Source organism: Rhizobium sp. GCM10022189 (assembly GCF_042656325.1).
Taxonomy (GTDB): domain Bacteria; phylum Pseudomonadota; class Alphaproteobacteria; order Rhizobiales; family Rhizobiaceae; genus Rhizobium.
On record NZ_JBHSOR010000049.1, the window covers coordinates 528 to 1,412 of the forward strand.

Sequence of the window (885 nt, forward strand, 5' to 3'; positions counted from 1 at the left end):
AAGAAGGGCGGCGACGGCGAAGGAGAAACAGACCGAGAAGCCGACATAACCGAGATAGAGCAGCGGCGGATGGATGGCGAGGCCGACATCCTGCAGCACCGGGTTCAGGTCCCGGCCCTCGGCCGGGGCCGGATCGAGGCGCAGGAACGGATTGGAGGTCAGCAGGATGAAGAGGATGAAGGCGACCGAGATCCAGGCCTGGACGGACAGAACATTGGCCTTCAGCGTATCGGGCAGGTTGCGGCCGAAGAGCGCGACCAGCGCGCTGAACAGCGACAGGATCAGGAGCCAGAGCATCATCGAGCCCTCGTGATTGCCCCAGACGCCGGAATATTTGTAGATCAGCGGCACCAGCGAATGCGAGTTCTCCCAGACGTTCTTCACCGAGAAGTCGGAGACGACATGGGCATAGGTCAAGACGCCGAAGGAGAAGGCGACGAGGGCAAAGAGCAGGACGGAGCCGAGCGGGGCCACGTCCATCATCGCAACATCGCCGCGGCGCGCGCCGATGGCCGGCACCAGCGACAGCACGATTGCCGTGGCAAGCGCCAGAACCAGCGCGTAATGGCCGATCTCGATAATCATGGCGTCGCCTTCGCTTCCTGGCCGCCGGCTTGCTGGCCCTTCACTTCCTGGCCCTTGGCGTCCTTGCCCTGCGGGGCGGCGCCCTTGCCCTCTTCCCACAGGCCCTCGGCCTTCAGCTTGTCGGCCACTTCCTTGGGCATATAGGTCTCGTCATGCTTGGCCAGCACGGTATCAGCGGTAAAGATATTGCTGCCGGCCTCGAACGATCCTTCCGTCACCACCCCCTGCCCCTCGCGGAACAGGTCGGGCAGGATGCCCTGGTAGCGCACGTTGACGATCTCACCGCTCGGATCGGTCACG

2 protein-coding genes are annotated in these 885 nt (G+C 63.8%); both read right to left on the reverse strand.

Features of this window, described 5'->3' with window-relative positions; translation table 11 throughout:
- On the reverse strand, positions 1–585 hold a 585-nt coding region (gene ccsA / locus ACFPWW_RS20980; RefSeq protein WP_377313123.1), incomplete at its 3' end, for a cytochrome c biogenesis protein CcsA.
- The coding region (locus tag ACFPWW_RS20985) for a cytochrome c maturation protein CcmE (RefSeq protein ID WP_377313124.1) at positions 582–885 on the reverse strand (304 nt) is incomplete at its 5' end. The genes ACFPWW_RS20985 and ccsA, both read right to left, overlap by 4 nt.